The organism is Xanthomonas campestris pv. asclepiadis, from assembly GCF_020784175.1.
GTDB classification, from domain to species: domain Bacteria; phylum Pseudomonadota; class Gammaproteobacteria; order Xanthomonadales; family Xanthomonadaceae; genus Xanthomonas; species Xanthomonas campestris_D.
This window is the reverse complement of sequence record NZ_JAJGQM010000024.1, coordinates 1-16,935: the sequence shown is the minus strand read 5'-3', so window position 1 is coordinate 16,935 and position 16,935 is coordinate 1. Positions and strand designations below refer to the sequence as shown.

Here is a 16,935-nt window from a genome sequence, read left to right as displayed (position 1 = left end):
GACTGTGTCCGCGTTCAAAGACACCACGCTGCCAGCCGACCGCAACGCCGCCACGGCGGCGGGTGCGATCGCCCGCGCAACGCACTCAGGCCGACGGCCCCAGTACCTCGTGCAGCTTTCCGCTAAACTCGACCAGCGTGAACGGCTTGGCGATCATGCTCATGCCTTCGGCAAGAAACTCGCCGCGATCGCGCGCGGTTTCCGCATAGCCGGTCATGAAGATCACCGGCAGATCGCCCCGCGACTGCCGCGCGATCTCTGCCAGCTGGCGCCCGTTGAGTCCGGGCAGGCCCACGTCGGTCACCAGCAGATCGATGCGCCGTTGTGAGGCCAGGATCGGCAGCGCCGCATCGGCGTCGGCGACCACATCGGCCTCATAGCCCAACTCGTTGAGCAGTTCGGTCACCAGCAAGCGCACCTGTTCGTCGTCTTCCACCACCAGCACCTGCTGGCCACGCCCGGCCACCACCGCCCCGGCCTGCGGCTGCGGCGACAGCGCCTGCGGATGCAGACCGGCGGGCAGATACAGGCTCACCGTGGTGCCCTTTCCCAGCGCGGACTCCACCCACACCTGCCCGTTGGACTGCTGCATGAAGCCGTAGATCATCGACATGCCCAGGCCGGTGCCCTGGCCGATCGGCTTGGTGGTGTAGAACGGTTCGAACACACGCTCCAGCACATCGGCCGGCATGCCGGCGCCGCTGTCGGTCACCGACACCACCGCGTAATTGCCCGGCGCCAGCGTCACCCCGCGCCCGAGTTCCAGCGGCTGCCCTTCAACCTGCAAATGCCGGGTGGCGATGCGCAACCGCCCGCTGTCGGGCATCGCATCGCGGGCATTGATCGCCAGGTTGAGCAACGCGCTTTCCAGCTGGTTTTCGTCGACGTATGCCTGCGGCAGATCGGCCTGCAGGTCGGTGTCCAGATGCACCGATTCGCCCAGCGTGCGCGCCAGCAATTCCTGCAGCGACACCACCAGATCGTTCAGATGCAGGTGCCGCGCCTCCAGCGATTGCCGCCGTGAAAACGCCAGCAGCCGCTGGGTCAGTGCGGCCGCGCGCAAGGCCGATGCCGACGCCACGTCCAGAAAGCGGCCCAGCCCCTCGGTGCGGCCCTGATCGATGCGCAGGCGCGCCAGATCCAGCGCCGACAGGATGCCGGTCAGCATGTTGTTGAAGTCGTGCGCGATGCCGCCGGTCAGCTGGCCCACCGCTTCCATTTTCTGCGCCTGGCGCAATGCCGCCTCGCTGGACTCGCGCGCCAGCATCTGCTGCTGCAGCTCGGCGGTGCGCTCGGCCACCTTGACCTCGAGCAGATTGGCCTGCTGCTGGATCGATTCCAGCGCCAGCGCGCGCGCGGTGATGTCGGTGGCAAACACATGAAAGCCGTCCACCTTGCCTTCCGCATCCAGGCGCGGCATGTAGCGGATCTCCGCATCCCGCCGGCGTCCGTCGGCATGCGGCCAGCTCGCCTCCACCGTCAATGCCTGCCCGGCCAATGCGGCCTCGATCCAGGCACGCCGCTCCTGCACCACCGCAGGTCCGACCACGTCCACCAAGGGCCGCCCGATCACCTCGGCAGGCGGGATGCCGATCCAGTCTTCATAAGAGCGGTTGGCAAAGCGGTACACCAGATCCTTGTCGATGAAGGCGATCAGCACCGGCAGTGCGTCGGTGACGCGGCGCAGTTCGGCCTCGCTCGACATCAGTGCCGTCTTGCTTTCGGCCAACTGCGCCATCTGATCGCGGATCACGAACTGCTTCTGTCGCGATCGCAATGCCGTGGAGATCGCGCTCAGCAACGAGGACGAACTCAGCGGCCGTTCCAGCTCGATGACATTGGTCACTTCCGGCGGCAGCGTGGCCTGGCGCCCGGCATGGGTGCCGCGTGGTGCACGCAGCAGCACGAACGGGATATCCGACCATGCAGCCTGGGTCTGCAGGATATGCGAGAGCTGTTGCAGATCACCGCCGACCGCTTCTTCGGTCAACACCACCACGCCAGAGGCATCGAGCAGGTCGTCCGCCAGCGCAGCCAGCGAGCCATACACCCGGCGCGTCAGTCCGCGCTGACCGACGATGCCGGCAATGCTCTCCGCATCGCGGCCGAACGGCGCGATGATGTGGACGATGGATCCATCCGGGTCACAGGTAGTCAAGTGGACGATCCAGCAATGGCGTATCGTCCCCAACGAAGTGCGGCGTACCGGTCAGCACGCCGTGGAATTTCTCCAGCGGCTCGCTCAGATGGATACCGCTCGTTCCGATACGCAACTCGCGGATCGAATCCTCATGCGCGCCACTGCGGTTCTTGATCACCGACAAGGCCTTGCGGATGCGGCCCTGCGCCTCGAAGAAGCGGAACAGGATGACCGTATCGGCCATGTAGGAGATGTTGAGGTTGCCGGTGGACATCGTGCCGACCAGGCCGTGCTGCGGATTGATCAGGAAGGTGGTCACGCCGCTCTGGTTGAGGTACGAGAGCAACTCGTGCATCTGCAGCATCAGCTGCTTTTCCTGCGGCATCGAGGTGAGATAGCCGTTGAGGCTGTCGATCACCAGCACGCGGCAGCCGCGCTCTTCCACACTCGCGCGCACCGCCCAGGCGAACTCGCCCGGGGTCAGTTCGGCCGGATCCATCTGATGCAGTTCCAGCAGGCCCGCATCCAGATACTTGCGCAGATCCATGCCCAGACTCTCGGCACGCGTCAGCAAGGTGCCGGTGCGCTCATCGAACTCCAGGATGCAGCAATGCTCGCCGCGCTCGCAGGCGGCGGTCACGTACTGCAGCGCGATATTGGTCTTGCCCGAACCGGCGGGCCCGGTCAACAGCGTGCTGGTACCGCGCAGCGGCCCCCCGTGCAACAGCGCATCGATCCGCGCCACGCCGCTGGACACCGCATCGCCAATGAACGGCACGTGGTGATCGGAGGCGATCAGACGCGGATAGATCCGCAGACCTCCGGTGGTGATGGTGATGTCGTGATAGCCGGCGATGAAATCCACGCCGCGCAATTTCTGCACCTGCATGCGCCGACGTGCCGCACCGAAATCCAGCGTCATGCGTTCCAGCGAAATCACCCCGTGGCACAGGCTGTGCAGATGCGCATCGCGCTCACCATTCTCGCCGGTGAGGTCATCGACCAGAAACACGGTGATGTTGCGCGGCGCGAAGAACTGCTTCAGCGCCAGCACCTGACGCCGGTAACGCAGCGAATCCTGTGCCAGCAGGCGCAACTCGGACAGCGAATCGAAGACCACCCGCGTCGGCTTGACCCGATCCACCTCGGCCTGGATCAGCTTGATGGTGCCGTCCAGCTCCATTTCCCACGGGTGCAGAATGGACTGCTGGCGTCCATCGCCCAGAAACGCTTCGGCCGATGCCAGCTCGAAGATATGCAGCGCCTCCAGCGACCAGTCGTGCGAGGCGGCCACTTCGTTGAGCTCGTCGATGGTCTCCGACAGGGTCACGTACAGACAGCTCTCGCCCTTGGCCGCGCCATCGAGCAGGAACTGCAGCGACGCTGTGGTCTTGCCCGAGCCAGGCTGGCCTTCCAGCAGGTAGAGGCGGTTGGGCGGCAGGCCGCCGCGCAAGATGGTGTCAAGCCCTGTCGTACCAGTCGTAATACGGTTTGCGATCATCGGCTTCAGATTTCCCATAGACCTAAATTTATCACGGGCACGTCATGCACCGCTGCGCGCCCGTGAATCGATCAGCTTGCTTGGCGCGACCTGAGCGCCCGCGATACCGGCAGCGTGCTGTGATCGGTGCCGCGCTTTATGACAGTTCCGACACGTTCGTCACGCGCTCCCGCCTAGCGTTGCAGCTGAAGTGCATCGCGTGGTTGCGATCGCCTGAGGACTGCGGTGAATCACGCATCATGTAACGCCCGTATCTTGCTGGTCGAAGACGACGACGCCATTCGCGCGATGACCGCCGATATCCTGGGTGACGAGGGCTATCAGGTCACCGCGTCGTCCGACGCCGAACAGGCGCTGGAGCAGCTCAACCAGGCGTACCCGTTCGATCTGCTGCTTTCCGATATCTGCCTGCCCGGCATGAACGGGCGCGACCTTGCAGACAACGCACGCCGCCTGTATCCCGCATTGCCCATCGTGTTCATGACCGGCTACGCCGGTTCTATTGCCAAGCGCGTGGATTTTCTGGATACCGGCATGCGCCTGTTGACAAAGCCGTTTTCGTTGCGTGACCTGCTGGGCATCGTGCGCACCGCGCTGTAAGCGCACCCAACCGCTGGCAACCTGGCTTTACGTGCGTCTCAGTGCGATTTGCGCTCCAGCAGTTGCGCGACACGGCGCTCCAGGTCCACCGCCAGAAATGGCTTGGTCAGCACTTCCATGCCCTCGTCCAGTTGCCCGGCGCCCACCGCCGCGGTTGCCGCATAACCGGTGACGAACAGCACCGGCAGGGTCGGCCGGTACTGCCGGCCCGCGTCGGCAACCTGACGTCCATTCAATCCGCCGGTCAGGCCGACGTCGGTCACCAGCAGATCGATCGCTTCCTGCGAGCGCAGGCGTTCCACCGCCGCACTGCCTTCGGCGGTCTCGATGACGCGGTAGCCCGCTTCGCCCAGCACTTCGGACATCAGCACGCGGATCGCGGTTTCATCTTCCACCAGCAGCACCGTGCAGCTCTGCGCCGCCGAGCGCAGCGGCTGCTCGGTCGCCGGCACCACCTCGTCCTGCGGCAGCACGCCGTTGAAGCGCGGCAAGTACAACGCCATCGTGGTGCCGACGCCCACCTCCGAATCGATGCGCACGTGGCCGCCGGACTGGCGGGTGAATCCGTAGATCATCGACAAGCCCAGACCGGTGCCCTGCCCGATCGGCTTGGTGGTGAAGAACGGCTCGAAGACCTTGGACATCACATCGGCGCTCATGCCGGTACCGGTGTCCTGCACGCTCAGGCACACGTATTCGCCGATCGGCAGATCCAGTTGCTGGGCGGCGTCGGCCTGCAGGACCCGGTTGGCGATACCGATGGTGAGCTCGCCGCCATCGGGCATCGCATCGCGTGCATTGATGCACAGGTTCAAGAGCGCGTTTTCCAGCTGGGGCGCGTCCACCAGCACTTTCCAGGCGTCGGGTGCATGACGCAGCTGCAAGGCGATCGACGGCCCCAGCGTGCGCGCGATGATGTCGTGCATGCCGTGCACCAGTGCCTGTACTTCCAGCGCGGTGGGCGCCAGTGTCTGCCGGCGCGAAAATGCCAGCAACCGCTGGGTCAACGCCGTGGCGCGCGCGGCACTGGATTGCGCCATCTCCACATAGCGTTCCAGGCGATCGTACTTGCCCTGTTCGATCCGCGTCTGCAGCAGCTCAAGGCCGACGCTGATCGCCGTCAGCAGATTGTTGAAGTCGTGCGCCAGCCCACCGGTCAACTGGCCGACCGCCTCCATCTTCTGACTCTGGCGCAGCTTCTCTTCGGCCAGCAACAGCGCCGCGCTGCGTTCGCGCACGCGCTCTTCCAGCGTTTCGGTCAGCTGGCGCAGCTGCTGTTCGGCCAGCCGCTTGTCGGTGATGTCGGCAGCGGTGCCGAACCACTCCACGATCTGCTCGCGCTCGTCCAGCAAGGGGATCGCGCGCATCAGGGTCCACCCCACCCGCTGATCGGCATCCAGCACGCGATATTCCAGATCCAGCCCGGTCTTGTTGATGATCGAATGCGCAATGGCTTCGGACAGCCGCGCGCGATCGTCCGGGTGCACCATCTCCTGCTGCCAGTTCAAGCTCGACGAGAGCGCATCGCTCAGCGCCCCCTCGCCAACCAGCTGGCGAAGCTCGCGCCAATCGGCCGTGGCCGAAAAGATCGATTGCGAAGACGCGCGTACCAACGCATCCAGCCGGCGCTCGCTCTTGCGCAGGGCTTCGCTGGCCAGTCGCTCGGCGGTACGGTCGCGCAACACCTTGACAAAGCCGATCGCCGCACCGGTTTCGTCGCGCAGCACCATCAGCGAACCATTCGCCCAGAACCGTTGACCGGACTTGCGCACATGCCAGCGCTCGTCCATGCCGCTGCCGCTTTCCAGCGCCGCCGCCGCCTCGATCAGGATCTGCCGGCGCTCCACATCTTCCGGCGTGAAGGTGCGCTCCAGGGACTGGCCCAGCATCTCGGCCTCGCTCCAGCCCAGGATGCGCTGTGCGCCCTCGTTCCAGGACGTCACCAAGCCGTGCAAGTCGGTGGCGATGATCGCATAGTCCATCACGCTGTCCAGGATCTGCCGGTTGCGCACTTCGGCCTCGCGCACCGCGCGTTCCAGGCCGATGCGATCGGTGATGTCCAGGCCCTGCACGAAGATGCCGGAGACAGTGCCGTCGGCGCCGGCGATCGGCTGGTAGACCAGATCCAGCAGACGCCGCTCCACCGCGCCGCCCGGCTCGACCTGCACGTTGTAGGCGAGCGCGTTGGCGGCATAGGCGCGCCCGGACTGATACACCTCGTCCAGGCGCCGCAGATGCCCCTGCTCGACCAGATCGGGCAAGGCCTCGGCCAGTGGCTTGCCGATCACGTCGCGGTGGCCGATCAGGCGCGAATAGCAGGGGTTGGCAAACTCCACCCGATGCTGCGGACCGCCCAGGAACGCCATGAACATCGGCGCCTGCTCGAACAGCCGGATCAGCCGCTCGTGCTCATCGGCAAGCCGGTTCTGCGCCACCTTGCGGTCAGTCACTTCATTGGTCACGCAGAACGCGCCGCCCACACGCCCGTCGTCCAGATAAATCGGCGAGAACGAGAACGTCCACCAGGTGTCTTCCGGCGTGCCATAGCGGTTCATGCCGATCGGCACTTCATCAAAGCGCGACGCCCGCCCCGCGAATGCGGCCTCGATCGGCGCACGCACGGCCTCCCAGGCATCGGCCCACAATTCCTGCAGCGGCGCACCCAGGGCATGCGGCTGCCGCGGCCCCAGGATGGGCGCATATGCATCGTTGTAGAAAAAGGTCAGCGCATCGCCCCACACCACATACATGCTTTCCGGCGAGCTGAGCATCAGGCTGACGGCATTGCGCAGCGGCGACGGCCACTGCGCACTCGGCCCCAGTGGGGTTGCGGCCCAATCGTATCCACGCACGGCCTGCGCCATGGCGCTCTGGCCATACGGAAACGACGCGCTCATGCGGCGCCCGGGCGTGCTGCCGTCAAGCGGCAGACGTCGTGCGTGCAGTGCGCAATGCGGTGTGCGCCCGGATTACCAATCACCCAAACAAGCATCTTTGACGAACCATTGAAGAGGAATCAGGGGCCAACGCCGCGCATCGCTGGCTGGCAGGGTCGGACATCCCGGCCTGACCTGCCGGCAACGCCCTCCGGCATCGCCGTCGGCGCCCCGCGCGGCGTGCAGCGCCCGCCTACGTTACAACACCCGGGTGATGAGGTGGCCTGGCTGCGCGCAGGCCCACCCGCAGCGCGCGTCGCCGCCCGGCATGGCCGGCAGGGAGACCTTGCAGTGGCGCGCAGGCAATGCCCCGTGGTGGGCGTGCCCGGCTAAAATCGCCAACTGGCCGAAAGGCGTGGCACGGTGACGCAGATGCAGGATCGCGACGTACTCATTCACCCGCTGGCTGCGGTAGCACCGGGGTATCTGGCCAATCATGCTGCGCGGGTCTTCAATCGTCTGGTGGATGCGCAACTGCGGCCGCATGGTATGTCGCTGGCACTGATCGGGCCGATCATGCTGCTGTCCTGGAAAGGACCGATGCTGCAACGCGACCTGGTGATCGACTCGGCAGTGAAGCAGCCGGCGATGGTTGCACTGCTGGACAAGCTGGAAGGCCTGAAGCTGATCAAGCGCTCCCCGACGCCGCAGGACCGCCGCGCTGCGGTGGTCTCGCTCACGCCGCGCGGGCGCAAGATCGCCGAGATCGGCGGCAAGATACTGATCGACCTGAATGCCGATGCGCTGAAAGACTTCTCCCCCGAAGAGGCGCAGCAGACTGTCGCGTTCATGCAGCGCCTGATCGCCAACCTGGAGCAGCGCGACCAGGACATGTAATATCACTCCTGATATTTATTCTTTGGGGTGATCTGTCATGCCGCGTCGCATCCTCATCACCGGCGCAAGCATCGCCGGCAACACCGTGGCCTGGGCGCTGGCCCGGCAGGGGTTCGACGTCAGCGTCGTCGAGCAGGCCCCACAGTTTCGCGATGGTGGCCAGAACATCGACGTGCGCGGCGTCGGCCGCGAGGTCTTGCAGCGCATGGGCCTGGAGCAGGCCGCACTCGATCACGGCACCGGCGAGGAAGGCACTGCCTGGGTCGACGAACACGGCCATGCGGTGGCGACCTTCAAGACCGACGACATCGACGGCGAAGGCCCGACCGCAGAACTGGAAATCCTGCGCGGCGACCTCGCCCGCCTGGTCTATGAGGCCGCCCGCCAGAACGCCGAGTATCGGTTCGGCGACCGCATCGCCAGCATCGACGACGACGGCAATGCTGCCACCATCCGCTTCCGGAGCGGACACAGCGACCGCTTCGATGCCGTCATCGTCGCCGAAGGGGTCGGCTCGGCCACACGCGAGATGATGTTCCCCGGCGAGAACGACCCGCGCTGGATGGATCTGACCATCGCCTACTTCACCATCGCACGCACCGCCGACGATGACCGTCTGTGGCGCTGGTATCACACCACCGGCGGGCGCAGCATCTCGTTGCGCCCGGACCAGCACGGCACCACGCGTGCCATGCTTTCGGTGCAGAAGGCCTCCGAGGGCGAGCAAGACTGGGACGTGGCAACGCAAAAGGCCTACCTGCGCGAACGCTTTGCCGATGCTGGCTGGCAGGCTGCGCGGGTACTGGACGGCATGGACAGCACCGACGATTTCTACTTCGATGCCTTGCGCCAGGTGCGCATGCCGCGCTGGCACGCCGGCCGTGTCGTGCTGACCGGCGACGCCGCCTGGTGCGCAACCCCGCTGGCCGGCATCGGCGCCACCCTGGCGGTCACCGGCGGCTATGTCCTGGCCAACGAGATCGCACGCGCCGCAACGCTGGAACAGGCGTTTGCCGCCTACGCCGAGGCCATGCGGCCGATGGTCGACCAAGGCCAGGGCGTGCCGAAGATCGGCCCACGGCTGATGAATCCGCACAGCCGGCTCGGCATCCAGCTGCTGCACGGCGCACTGAAATTCGCCAGCCAACCCAGCATCCAGAACATCGCCGCCAAGCTGATGACGCCGTCGATGAAGGCGCCGGACCTGTCGCGCTATGACTGAACTCGAATAGATCGGCTGCGCTGCCAGGGCGGCACGGCGCGTGCTGACATCGACATCGGCAAGCGGCCGCAGTTGCCTCGCAGCGGCCGTCTCCCAGCGCCGTCAACCCGCCGAACTGAAGCAGGTTATCTCCGGGTGCTGAGCGGCACCACAGCGTGGCCTTCCGGCCGCACCCGGCGGCTTGCGACCTCAATCGCTCTGGCCTGGCGCCCATACGAAGCCAACCGTGGATGAATCCCTCCGGGCCGGCGGTTTCATTTCCGATGGCGGAGGCCGCTAACGAACAGGTCGAGACATCCTTCGTGCAGCGGCAACGCTGCCGGCCCCATCGGTGTCCCGGGCGCATCGCCTCCCAGCTGTTGCTGGGATTCTCCCCGCTCTTCCGCTAGTCGGATCACCGATCGAACTCCCTATGTCCCTGCTTTCGAATCTGCGTATCGGTCAGCGCCTGGCCCTCGGCTTCCTCGCGATCATTGTCCTGATGGTGATCCTCACCATCGTCGGCATCCAGCGCGTGCGCAGCATCGACCAGCAGCTCACTGCCATCAACGAGGTCAACAGCGTCAAGCAACGCTATGCGATCAACTTCCGCGGCAGCGTGCACGACCGCGCGATCGCCCTGCGCGATGTCGTGCTGGTGGACGACCCGGCAGACCGGCACACGGCGGAGCAATCGATCGACAAGCTTGCCGCGGACTACGCACGCTCAGCGAAGCCGCTGGACGACATGATCGCGGCCTCAACCGACACGGAAGAAAAGGCCATCCTCCAGCGGATCAAGGCCATCGAGCAGCGCACCATGCCGTTGATCGCGCAGGTGCGCGCGTTCCGCGATGGCGCCGACAAGCCGCATGCCGAACAACGCCTGCTGCAGCAGGCGCGCCCCGCCTTCGTCGCCTGGCTGGCCAGCATCAATGCCTTCATCGATCTGCAGGATGCCAAGAACCGCGCGGCTGCCAAAGACGCAGTGACCACCGCGCGTGGCTTTGCGATGCTGATGGTGGTCTCCACCGTCATCGCCTTGTTATTGGGCGCAGCGATTGCGTTGTTGCTGACCCGCAGCGTGGTGCTGCCCTTGCGGCAATCGCTGCGGCTGGCCGAACGCATCAACGACGGTGATCTGCGCAGCCAGGACCTGCCCACCAGCAAGGACGAATCCGGCCAGCTGCTGCGCGCCATGCAACAGATGCAGCGCCGTCTGCAGGATGTGATCTCCGCCCAACGCAGCATGGCGGCCCGCCACGATGCCGGCGAGATCAGCTATCGCACCGATGCCCAGCGGTTTCCCGGCGAATACGGGCACATGGTGCAGGACACCAACGCACTGGTACATGCGCACGTGCAGACCCAGCTGCACATGACCGAGGTCATGGGCAGCTATGCCATCGGCGACCTGGCACCCGAAATCGAGCAATATCCCGGCGAAAAAGCCGCCATCACCGCCACCATGCAGCAGGTCAAGCAGAACCTGCGCGCCATCAACGCGCAGATCCAGCAGCTCACCCAGGCTGCGTGCGCCGGCAACTTCACGCTGCGCGGCCAGCCGGAAAAGTTCGAACACGACTTCCGCCTGATGGTGGAAAACCTCAACACCATGATGGCCACCTCCGACACCAACCTGGCCAGGTTCTCCGACCTGCTGCGCTGCATCGCCGATGGCGATCTGACCGTGCGCATGAGCGGCAACTTCCACGGTGTGTTCGCCTCCATGCGCGACGATGCCAACAGCACCGTGCATCGCCTGACCGACATCGTCACGCATATCCAGACCACCTCCAACAGCATCGGTTTTGCCGCCGAAGACATCGCCAGCGGCAACCAGGAACTGGCCCGCCGCAGCGAACAGCAGGCCGCCAGCCTGGAAGAAACCGCCGCCTCGATGGAAGAGCTGACCTCCACCGTCAAACAGAACGCCGAGCATGCCGCCGCGCCAATCAGCTCGCGCTGGGCGCTGCCGCCATCGCCTCGGAAGGACGCGATGTGGTTGGCCAGGTCATTGAACAGATGTCCGGCATCGAGGCCTCGTCCAAGCGCATCGCCGACATCATCTCGGTCATCGACGGCATCGCCTTCCAGACCAATATCCTGGCCCTCAATGCCGCCGTCGAGGCCGCACGCGCCGGCGAACAAGGACGTGGATTCGCCGTGGTCGCCTCGGAAGTGCGTACCCTGTCGCACCGCTCATCGGACGCCGCCAAGGAGATCAAACGCCTGATCGACGACTCCGTGCAACGCGTCGCCGACGGTGCAACGCTGGTGCACAAGGCCGGCACCACTATGGGCGAGGTCGTCACCAGCGTCCAGCATGTCACCGACATCATGGGCCACATCTCCGCCGCCTCGCAGGAACAGGCCGGCGGCATCGAACAGGTCAACCTGACCATCGCCCAGATGGACGAAACCACCCAGCAAAACGTCAGCCTGGTGGAAGCGGCGAGCTCTGCGGCACGCTCGCTGGAAGCGCATTCGACCCAGCTGACGCGGGCGGTCGAGGTGTTCAAGGTCAATGCGTCGGTGATCTGACTGGCCAGGTAGCCCGGCCTGCTCCCCGGTGATTGGACCAAGGCGGACTTGCAGCGATCGGTGATTAGCTGATCGGCAGTGCTTTGCTCCGGATTCGCGCTCGGATGAATGCGGAAGAAGATGACGGCGGCAGCGCTGAGATTCAGGGCTGCACTGGATCAGCCACTGATGCGCTCGGTCACGCAACGCCAGTTCGCTTGGTCACGCATCCTCGTTGCCAGGCGCACTGAGCAATTGACTCGCCTTGCCGCCAGGCTTATGCGTCGAGGCAACCGACTACACCTTGAGAGGGTTCGCCAGGAAACCAATAGAGCGCCCTTGATCTCCAGGTGTGCCTAGATGCAAGGACTGCGCGGACGCATGCGGTTCTCGTCGCCACTGGATGGATGGATGCGCTACACACGCATGCGATCTCGCCACCCAGCCGAATGCTAGGACATCCATGGAGAAGGTTTGTATGAGCGCGACCGAAACGCACGCCAGCCTGGGAATGATTCCCAAGGTTCCCCGCCAGATCGTCAATCAGCCGCTAGCCAATTTGGCGGCGGACAAGGCCGCGTTGCAAGCCTTGGTCCAGGCCGCTGTCAATGTGGAGCTGTTCACCGTGCCGCTGTACATGTGCACGATGAAATCCATCCAGGGCACGCATGCGATCAATGCCAACGGCATTTCCTACTACAAGGGCCGCCGCTGGCCGGGCATGGCGACCGGGACCCTGCCACTGGGCGCCGCACCCGACAAGACCGCGCCGCAGCGCGCCTACAACCTGCTGTTCTCGGTCTTTATCGACGAGATGCTGCATCTGCAGATGGCGGCGAATCTGTGCGGCGCGGTCGGTGTCACCCCGACCTTCAACAGCCCGCTGCTGCAGGACGCCAACTACAACTGGATCTGTTACGGTCCCGCGCAAACCGTCATCCCGCACATCATCGACCTGCAGGACCTGGAAGACGGCACGGTCGGCAGCGGACTGACGGTCGAGCTTGCCGGACTCACCGAGGCGCAAGTGCAGCTGTTCACGGTGATCGAGGAAAACCACGACACCGCACGCGTCAAGATCAAGCCATCCGTGCTTAATACCTATTTTCCGGGCGTGCCATTCAGCGGCTGGACCGCGACAGACACCGAAGTGGATCTGCCCAAATTCGGGACGATCGGCTGGATGTATTTTTGTCTATTCCAGTACATCACGCTCAAGTACGAGGACAACCAGACCTTGTGGGAAAAGGTGTTCGCCGGCCCCAGCGGCCAACGCGATCTGTTCAACAGCACCGCCAACAAGATCCAGAAAGAATACCCGCAACTCAACACCCAGATTACCGAGACCCATCCACTGGCTGCCGCAGCGCAAGCGATCTACATGATGTATGCCATCTGCGATCAGGGCGAAGGCGGTATCGACTGGCAAACCACCAGTGCGTTTCTCGGGATGATCCACCAGCGCGCACTGGAAAGCGGGGTCGAGCTTGCCACCCTCAACAGCGTACTCGTGCAGTTCCAGCCGGACGCCGCGGCATTGGCCAACAATTATCCGTCCTACACCGATACTGGCGGGTCCGCGCCCTCGGCAGATGCGGCCGCGCGCTCGAGCAATGGCGGGCAGGATCATTACGAACGCTTCGAGCAGCTGCTTGATCTGGTCGATCAGGTGGAGACCTGGAGTGAGTGGCATGCGGTGTCCGGCAATATCTGGACAGAGGCACTGCTCACCAGTGCAGACTTCGATCCTGCCACTGCGCCGACCAGCATTCCCAAGCCATCCGAGGTGGCGACCGCGCTCAACAACCTGAAGTTGCTCGATCCGGTCGACCTGGACAATGTCGCACAAGGTTCGCTCGCCGGCATCACCACCGTGCTGACCAAATCCTGGGGAGATCTCTCCATCGACTTCCCGTTTCCCTCCATGGTCGGCTCCGGCGATCGCATGGGGTTGTATTGGGCCGTCTATGGCAGCGCGCCGAGCTTGCGGCAAGGTGTCGCGGCGCAGCCCACGAGCGCCCTGCAACACGCCTGCCAGGGCCTGGCCCTGGATGCATCTGGCGGCAATTGCGCGGCACCCGCCATCTATCACAGCTGCAAAGGCTCCAATACCTGCGCCACCCAGGGTGGCTGTGGCTTTGCGCACAAGGTGAGCGGTGGCGGCAATTGCTCCCAGGCGATCGGTGGACGCGGCGGGTGTGGTGCGCCGTCGCCGTCAACCTCGCCATCGGCGGTGGGCGGAACCTGCGGCCTGCCCACGTTCTTCAGCGCGCCGGCGGACAACAAGTGCGCGGGACTGGGCGGCTGTGCCGTGCCGATCTCTGCCTCCCAGCTGTATCCCACAGCCGGCACGATGGAATTGTTCAATTTCACCGGTTCCGACAACACCCCCACGCCAGTGGCGGAATTGCCCTTTGCCGTGGGCGACTCCGTCTACGACATCGCGTGGCAGGCCTTCGAGAAGGTCATGGCCAACCGCCAGCTGCCGCCCGGCAACAAGCCCAGTCCGACGGATCTGCGCATCGCCCTGCCGCCTTCCACCTGACCGGCTGACACGGTGATGCACGCACGTCCGGCTCAACCGCACGATGCCCTGGGCATGGTGGAAGAACGATCGCCGCCGCCACGCCTGGGCTTGCCCAATCTCGGATTCGGTGTCGGGCTCCGTCCGCAGCATCTCCCGGCCATCCTGGCCGGGGGAGCACGGGTGGATTGGTTCGAGATCATCTCGGAAAATTACCTCGATGATTGCGGCTATCAACGCACGATGTTGCGCAAGCTGGCGGAAGAAGTTCCCATCGTCATGCATGGCGTCAGCTTGTCGATCGGCTCGGACTCGCCACTGAACAGCGATTACCTGCACAAGCTCAAACGGCTGGCGGAAGACATCAATGCGGTCTGGGTGTCGGATCATCTGTGCTGGACCGGACTTGGCTCGCACAACTCGCACGACCTGCTGCCGCTGCCCTTCAACGCAGAGTCACTGGCCCACGTGCGCGACCGCGTCCTGCGGGTGCAGGACGTGCTGGGCAGGGCCTTGGTGCTGGAAAATCCCTCCAGCTATGTGCAGTTCCAGACATCGACCATGCCGGAGTGGGAGTTCCTGGCGCGCCTGGCCGAAAGCACCGGTTGCGGCATCTTGCTGGACGTCAACAATGTCTATGTGAGTGCCTACAACCATCGTTTCGATCCCGAGCTGTACCTGCGTGCATTGCCGCACCAGCAGGTGGTACAGATCCATCTGGCCGGACCGACGCAGTACGGCGACTGCCTGGTCGACACGCATGACCAACCCGTTCCGGGCCGCGTGTGGGAATTGTATGCACTGGCGCAGCAATTGACCGGCGGCGTTTCGACGCTACTGGAATGGGACGCCAACCTGCCCGACTACGACGGGCTCATGGGCGAATTGCACAAGGCACGCCAGGTCATGGACGGCAGCATGCCGGTGCTGGCACCTCCCGTGGTGGCCGAGCATGCGCTTTCCACACCGCTCCACCACCAGCACGTGGAGACTCTGGATGTTTAGTGCTTCGACAGGCGCGCCAGGTGCAACGCCACTGGGCGAGGTGCAGCGCTGGATGCTGACGGCAACCACGCACCCGGCGGGACTGAAAGTAGGCCTCATGACGGCGCATGCCGGTCAGGGCCTGGATATCCACTCGCTGGTTGCCACGCCCGCCGGTGTCGACCCGCACACGCGGCTGGCCATTTACGCCAACGGCTATTGGCTCAGGCTGATCGAATGCCTGCAGTCGGACTATCCGGCGCTCTCGCGCCTGCTCGGGCCGGAGCTGTTTGCCTTCTTTGCACGCGCGTACCTGAGCGACTATCCCTCCACATCGCCGTCCCTGCACGCACTCGGCGCACGCTTTCCCTACTTCCTGCGCACCTCGCAACGGGTCCGGGACCAACAACAACGCCAACGTTTTCCGCTGGAACTGGCCCGGATCGAACGCGCGCTCGCCGACGCCAGCCGCGCACAAGGCCTGGAAGAAGCGGCGATGGAGACGCGCATCGATGCATCCACGCTGGCACTTGGCTGGCCCTGCACCGTGCACCTGCCTGCAACCACCAGGCTGGCCATCGTGTCGCATACCCTGGAGAGCTTTCGCGGTTGGTTGTCGGGCGCAAGCCCAAGCGTTTCTCCGATCGCTGGCCGAACCTTCCTGGCCATTCGCCGCCACCGATTCCGCGTCGCGATCGAGCCGCTGACCGATTGGCAGTTCTTCGCCTTGCACCACGCTGCGCGTCGTCCACGCACGCTCATCGAGTGCGCGCAGGCCGCGGCACGCCGCAGCGGACGTGCGGCAGGCGAACTGCACGCCCTGCTCGCCCTATGGCTGCCCACTGCACAAGCGTCGAGCATGGTGGTGCTGAGGTCTCCATCAGCAACCGCTGAACTCACCGATACAGAAGCCTGCCCACCATCACGACCAGGACATCCGCCATGACCAGCGTTACCGGACCATTATTGGACGCGCACTATCGCCGCAGCTTTGGCGCGCTGGCCGGATATCTTCCGGAAGACCGCAGTGGACTGGCCGCGTGGCATGCCGTCATTCGTGACAAAGCTGCCCAGCTGCGCAACGATCATGGATCTGGCTACGCCAACCAGGCGGTGCAGGACCTGGCCGATCTGATCGATACCAATGCCATCGTGCGCATGTATGTCATCGAGGCCATCGACCAGACCAGCGCTTTTACGAGCAACATCACCACCCTCCAGGACATGCTGGACCAGCTTGATGTCATCTGCACGACCGCGCCCGAATACAACGTCAACAAGAACGTGCGCGTGCTGTTCCCGATGTCGGCGCTGTTCGTGGACATGATGGCAACGCCTGCCGGCAAGGCCCTGTTTCGCCTCGAACCGTTCAATGAAGCACTCCGTGCGATCCTGACGACATGGTCCGGGTATCTCGACAGTCAGGCCAGCTGCTGGGTGCTCAACCGCGACCCCACGACAGGCTGGCTGGGCACTGCCGCCATCGATGAATTCAAGCTTGCCGATTTCGTCATCGACTGGGATGCCGAGTACGGCGGCTTTGAGTCCTACAACGCCTTCTTTCATCGCGAAATTCAGGCCAGCTGTCGCCCACTGGCAGGAGGAGGCGACGCGGTAATCCCCCCGCCCATTAGCTGACGCCAGAAGTGGAATTTTCTCGTCCCCTTTCCCGAGGAGGTTCCATGAAGA

General features: G+C 64.5%; 10 protein-coding genes and 2 pseudogenes. 8 read left to right on the top strand and 4 right to left on the bottom strand.

Annotated elements, in window-relative coordinates; translation table 11 throughout:
- Positions 1-85 precede the first annotated feature (85 nt).
- Positions 86-2,158: a PAS domain-containing sensor histidine kinase gene (locus tag LL972_RS12205; RefSeq protein ID WP_228327825.1), complete on the bottom strand. Its 2,073-nt coding sequence runs from the start codon at positions 2,156-2,158 to the stop codon at positions 86-88.
- On the bottom strand, positions 2,145-3,659 hold the full coding sequence (locus LL972_RS12200; RefSeq protein ID WP_228327824.1) for an ATPase domain-containing protein: 1,515 nt from the start codon (positions 3,657-3,659) through the stop codon (positions 2,145-2,147). Before LL972_RS12200 ends, LL972_RS12205 begins: the two co-directional genes overlap by 14 nt.
- A gap of 237 nt (positions 3,660-3,896) precedes the next feature.
- Between LL972_RS12200 and LL972_RS12195 the strand changes: the two genes are divergently transcribed.
- Complete coding sequence (locus tag LL972_RS12195) at positions 3,897-4,241, top strand: response regulator (RefSeq protein ID WP_228327823.1); 345 nt, start codon at positions 3,897-3,899, stop codon at positions 4,239-4,241.
- A gap of 38 nt (positions 4,242-4,279) precedes the next feature.
- On the opposite strand, the gene LL972_RS12190 is transcribed toward LL972_RS12195, so the two are convergent.
- Complete coding sequence (locus LL972_RS12190) at positions 4,280-7,138, bottom strand: hybrid sensor histidine kinase/response regulator (protein ID WP_228327822.1); 2,859 nt, start codon at positions 7,136-7,138, stop codon at positions 4,280-4,282.
- A 411-nt stretch (positions 7,139-7,549) separates the two neighbouring features.
- On the opposite strand from LL972_RS12190, the gene LL972_RS12185 reads away from it, so the two are divergent.
- The 3 genes and pseudogenes from LL972_RS12185 (at position 7,550) to LL972_RS12175 (ending at position 11,759) form a co-directional block, all read left to right on the top strand.
- Positions 7,550-8,014, top strand: a complete 465-nt coding sequence (locus tag LL972_RS12185) for a MarR family winged helix-turn-helix transcriptional regulator (protein WP_228327868.1) — start codon at positions 7,550-7,552, stop codon at positions 8,012-8,014.
- A 37-nt stretch (positions 8,015-8,051) separates the two neighbouring features.
- Positions 8,052-9,236 carry an FAD-dependent monooxygenase gene (locus tag LL972_RS12180; RefSeq protein ID WP_228327821.1) on the top strand — a complete coding sequence of 395 codons (1,185 nt, stop codon included), beginning with the start codon at positions 8,052-8,054 and terminating at the stop codon, positions 9,234-9,236.
- A gap of 412 nt (positions 9,237-9,648) precedes the next feature.
- Positions 9,649-11,759 (top strand): annotated as a pseudogene (locus LL972_RS12175) (methyl-accepting chemotaxis protein).
- A gap of 50 nt (positions 11,760-11,809) precedes the next feature.
- Here the strand turns inward: LL972_RS12175 and LL972_RS12170 are convergent.
- A pseudogene (locus LL972_RS12170) lies at positions 11,810-11,905 on the bottom strand (JAB domain-containing protein); the annotation flags it as partial.
- A gap of 311 nt (positions 11,906-12,216) precedes the next feature.
- Between LL972_RS12170 and LL972_RS12165 the strand changes: the two are divergent.
- The 4 genes from LL972_RS12165 to LL972_RS12150 are packed head-to-tail and all read left to right on the top strand — an operon-like array spanning position 12,217 to position 16,884.
- On the top strand, positions 12,217-14,283 hold the full coding sequence (locus LL972_RS12165; RefSeq protein ID WP_228327820.1) for a ferritin-like protein: 2,067 nt from the start codon (positions 12,217-12,219) through the stop codon (positions 14,281-14,283).
- 15 nt (positions 14,284-14,298) lie between these two features.
- Positions 14,299-15,267: an MNIO family bufferin maturase gene (bufB, locus tag LL972_RS12160; protein WP_228327819.1), complete on the top strand. Its 969-nt coding sequence runs from the start codon at positions 14,299-14,301 to the stop codon at positions 15,265-15,267.
- Positions 15,268-15,319: 52 nt separating this feature from the next.
- Entirely contained in the window at positions 15,320-16,192 is an 873-nt protein-coding gene (locus LL972_RS12155; protein ID WP_266104604.1) for a DNA-binding domain-containing protein, read from the top strand.
- Positions 16,189-16,884, top strand: coding sequence for a phophatidylserine decarboxylase associated domain-containing protein (locus tag LL972_RS12150; RefSeq protein WP_228327818.1), 696 nt, complete (start codon positions 16,189-16,191; stop codon positions 16,882-16,884). The genes LL972_RS12155 and LL972_RS12150 overlap by 4 nt, the downstream gene beginning before the upstream one ends.
- Positions 16,885-16,935 lie beyond the last annotated feature (51 nt).

Excerpts from the sequence above, each read along its gene's own strand:
- LL972_RS12200 (WP_228327824.1), bottom strand. The coding sequence starts at position 3,659 with ATGGGAAATCTGAAGCCGATGATCGCAAACCGTATTACGACTGGTACG.
- LL972_RS12190 (WP_228327822.1), bottom strand. The coding sequence starts at position 7,138 with ATGAGCGCGTCGTTTCCGTATGGCCAGAGCGCCATGGCGCAGGCCGTG.
- LL972_RS12185 (WP_228327868.1), top strand. The coding sequence starts at position 7,550 with ATGCAGGATCGCGACGTACTCATTCACCCGCTGGCTGCGGTAGCACCG.
- LL972_RS12180 (WP_228327821.1), top strand. The coding sequence starts at position 8,052 with ATGCCGCGTCGCATCCTCATCACCGGCGCAAGCATCGCCGGCAACACC.
- LL972_RS12165 (WP_228327820.1), top strand. The coding sequence starts at position 12,217 with ATGAGCGCGACCGAAACGCACGCCAGCCTGGGAATGATTCCCAAGGTT.
- bufB (WP_228327819.1), top strand. The coding sequence starts at position 14,299 with ATGCACGCACGTCCGGCTCAACCGCACGATGCCCTGGGCATGGTGGAA.
- LL972_RS12155 (WP_266104604.1), top strand. The coding sequence starts at position 15,320 with ATGCTGACGGCAACCACGCACCCGGCGGGACTGAAAGTAGGCCTCATG.
- LL972_RS12150 (WP_228327818.1), top strand. The coding sequence starts at position 16,189 with ATGACCAGCGTTACCGGACCATTATTGGACGCGCACTATCGCCGCAGC.